Origin of the sequence: Streptomyces sp. 4N124 (genome assembly GCF_052245395.1) — a bacterium.
GTDB lineage: Bacteria > Actinomycetota > Actinomycetes > Streptomycetales > Streptomycetaceae > Streptomyces.
The window spans coordinates 37,056-43,405 of sequence record NZ_JBQQBS010000074.1 but is presented as its reverse complement, the minus strand read 5'-3'; the positions used below and the strand labels follow the sequence as shown (position 1 = coordinate 43,405).

5 protein-coding genes are annotated in these 6,350 nt (G+C 69.6%); 1 reads left to right on the top strand and 4 read right to left on the bottom strand.

The window, feature by feature from the left end:
* The 4 genes from ACTWQO_RS42975 to ACTWQO_RS42960 form a co-directional block, all read right to left on the bottom strand.
* Nucleotides 1–920: FG-GAP repeat domain-containing protein (locus ACTWQO_RS42975; protein ID WP_443242820.1), on the bottom strand; the 920-nt coding region annotated here is incomplete at its 3' end.
* Nucleotides 921–1,017: 97 nt separating this feature from the next.
* Nucleotides 1,018–1,302, bottom strand: a complete 285-nt coding sequence (locus ACTWQO_RS42970) for a zinc-ribbon domain-containing protein (RefSeq protein ID WP_443242819.1) — start codon at nt 1,300–1,302, stop codon at nt 1,018–1,020.
* Nucleotides 1,303–1,351: 49 nt separating this feature from the next.
* A complete protein-coding gene (locus ACTWQO_RS42965; RefSeq protein WP_443242818.1) occupies nt 1,352–2,710 on the bottom strand; it encodes a HEAT repeat domain-containing protein in 1,359 nt (452 codons plus the stop codon).
* Between the two features lie 49 nt (nt 2,711–2,759).
* Complete coding sequence (locus ACTWQO_RS42960; RefSeq protein ID WP_443242817.1) at nt 2,760–5,042, bottom strand: (Fe-S)-binding protein; 2,283 nt, start codon at nt 5,040–5,042, stop codon at nt 2,760–2,762.
* A 205-nt stretch (nt 5,043–5,247) separates the two neighbouring features.
* Between ACTWQO_RS42960 and ACTWQO_RS42955 the strand changes: the two genes are divergently transcribed.
* A complete protein-coding gene (locus ACTWQO_RS42955; protein WP_443242816.1) occupies nt 5,248–6,267 on the top strand; it encodes an MraY family glycosyltransferase in 1,020 nt (339 codons plus the stop codon).
* Nucleotides 6,268–6,350 lie beyond the last annotated feature (83 nt).

Sequence of the window (6,350 nt, the reverse complement as noted above, 5' to 3'; positions counted from 1 at the left end):
CCCATCGCGCCGACCGCGGCATCGAGCCGGTCGCCCTTGCCGAAGTCGCCGAGGGCCACGTCGATGCCGTCCGGGAGGGCGGGTCCGGTGCCGCTGGGGCCGGTCGGGCCGCCGAGGACGAGTGCCGAGGTGGCGGTTCCTTCTGCCGTACGGACGATCAGGTCGTCGTAGCCGTCGCGGTCGACGTCGGCGGCGGGGCCGGTGGGGAGGTTGCCGGGCGCGGGGATCGGGGTGGTGGCGGCGCTCGGGGCGCCCTTGCGGGTGAACGGGCCCGGCAGAAAGCTGAGTTGCCGGTCGGAGGCGTGGACGACCAGGTCCTCGGCCCCGTCACCGTCGAAGTCGCCGCACACCGGCTGGTCCGGCCAGTCGTTGCCGGCGCGGGCCCGGGCGGGGACGGTGAGGGTGACGGCCTTGCCGGTGAGGCCCTCGGGGGAGCCGAAGAGGAGCTGGAGCGGGATCGGCGGGCGTCCCTGGCCGTCGTAGGGCGGGTCGGTGGAGATCACCAGGTCGGTGAAGCCGTCCCCGTCGAGGTCGCAGGCCGCCTCCGCGTCGAAGAGGGCGGGGAGCTGGCCCTTGACGCGGGCCGCGTTGCGCGCCGGGCTCAGCAACTGCCGGGCGCCCGGCACGAGTCCGCGCGCCGAGCCGTAGACGACGCCGATACCGGCGTCGTCCGCGTGACTCTGCTTCTTCACCAGGTCGTCGAGGACGAGATCGCCGTGGCCGTCGCCGTTGAAGTCGTCGGGGACGTCGCTGCCCTTGCCGCGGGGGACGGGCAGTTGAGCGGGGACGTCACCCTTCGCGACCTTCACGGGGGTGTGCTCGGCGGTGCCGGTGTGCTGGGTCGGCCCGCAGGCGGCGAGAGGAACAAGCCAGGCGACGGTCACCGCCGCCACACACATCGTGCGTCTTCGCACGCGCACCGCTCACCTCACCGGCCTCTTTGACAACGACTCAGTAATGATGCGCGTGTTCGGGCCGGGAGTTAAGAGGCGTGACGCGTTAAGACGTGCGACGTGTTCAGGACTGATACGGCTGCTGCTGCGGCTGCCCGTACGACTGACCGCCGCTTACCGCCTGCGCCTGCAGCTGTTCCGCCTGCTCGTTGGTGATCTTCTGCTCCGCACCGCAGAACGTGCACTGCGTCGCGTACTTCGTCGAGAACGGGAACAGCGGCACGAAGAACAGCGTGAACTTGGTGACGCGCTTGCGCAGCGTGTGCGCGGCGGGGTTGCCGCAGTGGCCGCACAGGAGGGTGAGTATCGCGAGTTGGTAGACGTAGCCCTTGGTGCCAAAGATGATCATCCCGCGGCCCTTTCGGATCGGTTGCTTCCCCCAGTGTGAAGGATGAGCCTCAGGAGTCGGCGGGATGCTCCTGCCGCCACCGCCAGCCCCACAGCGCGTCGGCCCGGTGATCGTGCTCGGAGAAGTCGCGCAGGGAGCCCACTCTGTCGAGCGCGACCGCCGTGCGCGGGTCGTCGCGCTTGGCGAGACCGTAGGCCGCCTCCATACGGATCTCCCGGTCCCCGTCGTCGAGCAGCGCGGCCAGCGCGTCGGCGACGGCGGGCGTACGGTCCCGGCAGCCGGCCAGCTGCGCCGCGGCCGGGCGTCGTACGTCCGGGTCCGCCTCCTCGACGAGGAGCAGCAGCGCCCGCACGGCGTCCGGGGAAAGCTCCTCGTCGTACCCGCATGCCTCGCAGGCGTTCAGGCGCACCTGGGCGTCAGGGTCGAGGGTCAGGGTGCGCAGCGCTTCCCTGGCCTCCGCGGTGAGCGCGACGTCCTCATCGATCAGGCACCAGGGCACCTCCCGGCGCACCCGCGGGTCGGGGTGGCCGGCGTGGCTCAGTCCGATGGCCCGCTGGTCGGGGTGGTCGTACTCGGTGTAAGCGTCCAGCACCCGCGCCAGCATCTCGCCGTCCGTCTCCGCCATGGCCCAGTCGGCCAGGAACGTGCCCTCCTTCTTGTCGTAGTACGCGGCGGAGTTGGTGTGGTACCGGAAGAACGACCTGTCGCGCAGGTGGTCCAGGACGAAACGGCGGTTCAGCGGGGACGGGTGGCGGCGGTGAGCCACCACCGCCGAATAGGTCTCGAAGCTGCGCCGCTGGGCGAGGACGGATCGGACCGCCCACCAGTCCACGTGCGCGTCGTCCTGTTCCCTCACCGCACGGGCGATCAGTTCGTCGACCGGTGGCAGGATCCGGAAGGCCCACTCCAGCGTGGACAGGACGGACCCGTGCCCGGCTCGTACGGTGCGTCCGCCGAGGGTGACCTCCCAGACCCAGTCGTGGTCGTCGTCCAGGACCCGGGCGGTCTCGGCGGGTCCGCGGGCGCCGGTCAGCCTGCGCAGCTCCTCGGCCGCACCGGTCTCGTACCAGCGCCGGGCCAGGGCCAGCAGCCGCTCCCGGGCGTCCTCGGGGAGGCGCAGCCGCGGCTCGGCGCCGAGGACGGCCGAGAAAACGGCAGGTGAGCCGCCTACGACGGCCCGCTCCAGCGGGGTCGTCCCGTCCGGGAGCGGCCGGTCGGGGTCCGCTCCGGCCTCGACGAGCATCTCGGCGACGGGGGCGTCGTACGCGGTCACCGCGGCGCACAGGACGGGCAGCCCGTCCGGGCCCACGGTGTCCGGGCCCGCTGCCAGCAACTCCCGTACGGCGTCGGCGTCCTTGGCCCGCACCGCGTCCACGAGCCGTCCGCTCCCGGTCTTCTCCCCACCCATGGGGAGCAAGCTACGCAAGGCCGCCGCCCCCCACCCCGTACTGCCGCTGTTACTTCACCGGCTCCGGCTCCGGCGCGCTCTCCGTGTCGGCCGTGTCCTCCGGGTCCACCGGGGTCTTCACGGAGTCCAGCAGGAGCTGGGCCACGTCGACGACCTGGATGGACTCCTTCGCCTTGCCGTCGTTCTTCTTGCCGTTCACGGAGTCCGTGAGCATCACGAGGCAGAACGGGCAGGCCGTCGACACGATGTCCGGGTTCACCGAAAGCGCCTCGTCGACACGCTCGTTGTTGATGCGCTTGCCGATCCGCTCCTCCATCCACATCCGCGCACCACCGGCGCCGCAGCAGAAGCCGCGCTCCTTGTGGCGGTGCATCTCCTCGTTGCGGATGCCGGGGACGCTGGCGATGATCTCGCGCGGGGGCGTGTAGATCTTGTTGTGGCGGCCCAGGTAGCACGGGTCGTGGTAGGTGATGATGCCCTCGACCGGGGTCACCGGGATCAGCTTGCCCGCGTCGACGAGGTGCTGGAGCAGCTGGGTGTGGTGGATGACCTCGTAGTCGCCGCCGATCTGCGGGTACTCGTTGCCGATCGTGTTCAGGCAGTGCGGGCAGGTGGCGACGATCTTCTTGGCCGACTTGGGCTTGCGGGACTCCTCCGTCACCTTGCCGTCGTCGTCCATCTCCTCGCCGAACGCCATGTTCAGCGCCATGACGTTCTCCATGCCGAGCTCCTGGAACAGCGGCTCGTTGCCCAGGCGGCGGGCGGAGTCACCGGTGCACTTCTCGTCGCCGCCCATGATCGCGAACTTGACGCCCGCGATGTGCAGCAGCTCCGCGAAGGCCTTGGTGGTCTTCTTCGCCCGGTCTTCCAGCGCACCCGCGCAGCCGACCCAGTACAGGTACTCGACCTCGGACAGGTCCTCGATGTCCTTGCCGACGACCGGGACCTCGAAGTCGACCTCCTTGAGCCACTCCAGGCGCTGCTTCTTCGCCAGGCCCCAGGGGTTGCCCTTCTTCTCCAGGTTCTTGAGCATCGTGCCCGCCTCGGACGGGAACGCGGACTCGATCATCACCTGGTAGCGGCGCATGTCGACGATGTGGTCGATGTGCTCGATGTCCACCGGGCACTGCTCGACACAGGCGCCGCAGGTGGTGCAGGACCACAGGACGTCCGGGTCGATGACGCCGTTCTCCTCGACGGTGCCGATGAGGGGGCGCTCGGCCTCGGCGAGAGCGGCAGCAGGCACTGAGGCGAGCTGCTCCTCGGACGCCTTCTCCTCGCCCTCCATCGTCTTGCCGCCGCCGGCCAGCAGGTACGGCGCCTTGGCGTGCGCGTGGTCCCGCAGCGACATGATCAGCAGCTTGGGGGAGAGCGGCTTGCCCGTGTTCCAGGCCGGGCACTGCGACTGGCAGCGACCGCACTCGGTGCAGGTGGAGAAGTCCAGCAGGCCCTTCCAGGAGAACTGCTCGACCTGGGAGACACCGAAGACGTCGTCCTCACCGGGGTCGGTGAAGTCGATCGGCTTGCCGCCCGACGTCATCGGCAGCAGCTCGCCCAGCGCGGTGTCGCCCTTGGCGTCGCGCTTGAAGTAGATGTTCGGGAAGGCCAGGAAGCGGTGCCAGGCCACGCCCATGTCGGTCTTCAGGGCGACCACGATCATCCAGATGAAGGAGGTCGAGACCTTCAGGCCGGCGAAGAAGTAGGTGAGGTTCTGGAGCGTGGAGAGGTCCATGCCCTCCAGCCACGACACCACCGGGTACGAGATGAAGAACGACGCCTCGTAGCCCTCGACGTGGTGCTGGGCGCCCTCCAGGGCGTGCAGCATGAAGATGCAGATGCCGACGACGAGGATGACCGTCTCGACGAAGTACGCCTGGCCGGTGTTGGAGCCCGCGAAGCGGGACTTGCGGCCCGGCTTGTTCGGCTTGCTGAGCTGCCGGATGACGATCAGCGCCAGGATGCCGACGATCGTCATGGTGCCGATGAACTCGACGAAGACGTTGTACGGCGCCCAGTTCCCGATGATCGGCAGCACCCAGTCGGCCTGGAAGAGCTGCCCGACGGCGTTCACGATCGTCAGCAGCAGCGTGTAGAAGCCGATGGCCACGAACCAGTGCGCGACGCCGACGACGCCCCAGCGGTTCATCCGGGTGTGGCCGAGGAACTCCCTGACCACGGTGATGACGCGCTGCACAGGCTCGTCGGTGCGGGTGCCCGCGGGCACGCTCTGGCCGAGCCGCATGAAGTTGAGGATCTGCAGGGCAGCGCGGGCGAACAGGGCCACGCCGACCACGATCAGAACCAGCGACACGATGATCGCGGCGAGTTGCATTTCGGGGCTCCTCGGGCCTGCGAGAGGGGCTTCGTCGAGAGGTCTCAAGAGATTACTAAGCGGTAACTTAATCAGTTCCCGAGACTACCCCTATCTTCCGCCGCACTGTAGCCGGGCGTGCGGTGATCTGTGTCGCTGAGGGTTGCCTCAGGAGTCGACCGTGTTATTCATGATAATTAGGGCAATTCATGACTAATTTAAGAGGGTGATCTACGGGATCCTCGCCGCCTCAGCCGCCTTTCTCCTCGCCGCCGTCCTCGCCGCCCTGTTCCGGCTGCCCGCCCAGCGGATCGGGCTGCTCGACCGGCGGTGGCAGCGGCCCGTGCCCGTGGTCGGCGGGGTGGCCGTCGTGGCCGCCACCTGTGCCGTGGCCGGTGCGGGGAACTGGACGCGCTACGCGCCCCTGGGGGACGGGGTCGGCGGGCTGGTCGTGGCCGCCGCCGTCGTCGCCGGGCTCGGGCTGATCGCCGACTTCCGGCGGGTGAAGCTGCGGTTCCTGGTCGGCGGTACGGCGATCGCGGCGGCCTTCGTGGTGCCGTACGGCGAGACCGGGCCCTTCGTCGGCGTGCTCGCCGTCGGCTGGATCGTCATCGTGGCCGTCGGGTTCCGGGCGCTCGATCACGCGGACGCGCTGGCGGGGACCGTCGGGGTGGTGACCGCCTTCGGGGCCGGGGCCGTCGCCGCTGCCGAAGTCATGGACGGGCTGGCGGTGTTGCTGAGCGTGCTGGCCGCCGCGCTGACCGGGTTCCTCATGCACAACTGGCCGCCCGCGCGCGTGGCACTCGGTTCGTGCGGGTCGCTGTTCACCGGGTTCCTGCTCGCCTCGACGGCCGTGTTCACACGGGCCGGCGGCGATCCGTTGTCCGACGCGGGTGTGCTGTTCGCCCTCGCCGCCGTCGCGGGCGCCGATGTCGTGCTCGTGATGCTGTCCCGCCGCTTCGCCGGGCGGCCCCTGCTGCGGCGCGGGCCCGACCATCTCGCGCACCGGTTGCGGCGGCTCGGGCTCACCCCGCAGGGGGCGGTGGTGATCCTTGCCCTCTGCGCGTTCGCGGCGGTGGCCGTCGGCGTGCTGGTGCATGTCGGATGGGTGGGCGAATCCGCGGTGGTGTGGGTGGCCGGGGGTGCCGTGGTGGTCGTGGTGGGACTGCTCGGGGTGCCTGTGTACGGACCTCGCCGGTCTGCTTCTCCGCAGGTCACGGGCCAGTTGCGTGTAAGGAACGGATAAGAGTTGAGCCTCACAGACTCAGGTCTGTTGACCGCAGGGAAGGCGTCATGCACACTTGAGTCCGTTCCACTCAAGTCAGCTGG

Coding starts and splice junctions, on each gene's coding strand:
- ACTWQO_RS42970 (WP_443242819.1), bottom strand. CDS start 1,302: ATGATCATCTTTGGCACCAAGGGCTACGTCTACCAACTCGCGATACTC.
- ACTWQO_RS42965 (WP_443242818.1), bottom strand. CDS start 2,710: ATGGGTGGGGAGAAGACCGGGAGCGGACGGCTCGTGGACGCGGTGCGG.
- ACTWQO_RS42960 (WP_443242817.1), bottom strand. CDS start 5,042: ATGCAACTCGCCGCGATCATCGTGTCGCTGGTTCTGATCGTGGTCGGC.